Origin of the sequence: Actinomycetospora soli (genome assembly GCF_021026295.1) — a bacterium.
Lineage (GTDB): Bacteria > Actinomycetota > Actinomycetes > Mycobacteriales > Pseudonocardiaceae > Actinomycetospora > Actinomycetospora soli.
The window spans coordinates 1-1464 of sequence record NZ_JAJNDA010000066.1 but is presented as its reverse complement, the minus strand read 5'-3'; the positions used below and the strand labels follow the sequence as shown (position 1 = coordinate 1464).

Annotated in this window: 1 protein-coding gene; it reads left to right on the top strand. The window is 71.0% G+C overall.

Annotated features, from left to right (window positions below; translation table 11 throughout):
• Positions 1-137: 137 nt before the first annotated feature.
• On the top strand, positions 138-1451 hold the full coding sequence (locus LN037_RS32065) for an ISL3 family transposase (protein ID WP_230761175.1): 1314 nt from the start codon (positions 138-140) through the stop codon (positions 1449-1451).
• The last annotated feature ends 13 nt before the right edge of the window (positions 1452-1464 follow it).

Below are 1464 nucleotides of genomic sequence, written 5' to 3'. Positions count from 1 at the left end.
GGCTCTTCCGATTTCGGAGTGCAGCTGAGGGTGTGACCGGGCCGGGAGCTGGGGTCGTGTCGCTGCGGTGAGGCGGGCCCCGAGAAGTTGATGATGGCGGTTCCTACGCCAACCAGCGCCAACATCTCGGGGACCCGATGTCACAGCTTACGACCCTGCCGGCCCAGATCGTGGCCGACACGATCATCCGCACCGTCGAGCTCGGAGTCCGGATCACCGACGCTGCGGTGGCTGGCGAGACCACGGTGCTGTGGTGCGAGCTGCTCGTCGAGGGGCCCGGCCGCTGCCCGGGCTGCGGAATCACCGGGACCTATCGCGACAGCACCGAGCGCCGGGTCAGCGACGTCCCGGTGGTCGGGCACCCGCTCGAGCTGCGGGTCCGGGTCCCGCGCTACCGCTGTGCCCATGACGGCTGCACGCGTGAGGTGTTCGCCCACGACACCAGCCGCCTCGCGCGGCCCGGCGCGTCGACCACACGGCGAGCCGCGAAGTTCATCCTGCGCCGGCTGATGCTGGACAAGGCCACGGTCGCGGCGGTGGCCCGCGAGCTCGGCCGGTCCTGGGACACCGTGAACGACATCGCGGTGGACGCGACGACGGCGCTGCTGCTCACCGCCGGCCCCGGCCGCCTCGACGGGGTCGAGGTGATCGGCGTCGATGAGCACAAATGGGCCCACACCCGCGGCGCCGAGGCCGACGGGTTCGTCACCGTCATCACCGACCTGACCGCTGTCGTCGCAGGTACAGGTCCTGCGCGGCTGCTGGACATGGTCCCGGGGCGTTCCGCGGCGGCGATGAAGACCTGGCTCGAGGCCCGCCCGCAGGCCTTCCGTGACGGCGTGCGGATCGTGGCGATGGACGGCTTCGGCGGCTACAAGAACGCCGCCGTCGAAGCGCTCCCCGAGGCGGTCACAGTGATGGATCCGTTCCACGTCGTGGCGCTGGCCGGGCACAAGCTCGACCTGTGCCGCCAACGCGTCCAGCAGGACACCGTCGGACACCGCGGTCGCAGCGGGGACCCGCTCTACCGGGTCCGGCGGACGCTGCGCACTCGTCTTGGGCTGCTCTCCGAGCGGCAACGCGCCCGGCTGGAGACGGTGTTCGGCTACGACGAGCACGTCGCGGTCGAGGTGACCTGGTGGTCGTATCAGCAGATCATCGCCGCCTACGAGCAGCCCGATCGCGCCCGCGGCAAGACGATGCTGACCGCGGTGATCGACCGGCTCCGGACCGGCCTACCGGCCGGGCTCGAAGAGCTCGCGACCCTCGGGCGGACGCTGCACCGGCGCCGCGACGACGTCCTGGCCTACTTCGACCACCGCGCCTCCAACGGCCCCACCGAAGCCATCAACGGGCGCCTCGAGGCCCTGCGCCGCAACGCCCTCGGGTTCCGCAACCTGATCAACTACCGCATCCGCTCCCTGCTCCACTGCGGGAACCTCGCACTCTGATTCCGGAAGAGCC

Excerpts from the sequence above, each read along its gene's own strand:
- LN037_RS32065 (WP_230761175.1), top strand. The coding sequence starts at position 138 with ATGTCACAGCTTACGACCCTGCCGGCCCAGATCGTGGCCGACACGATC.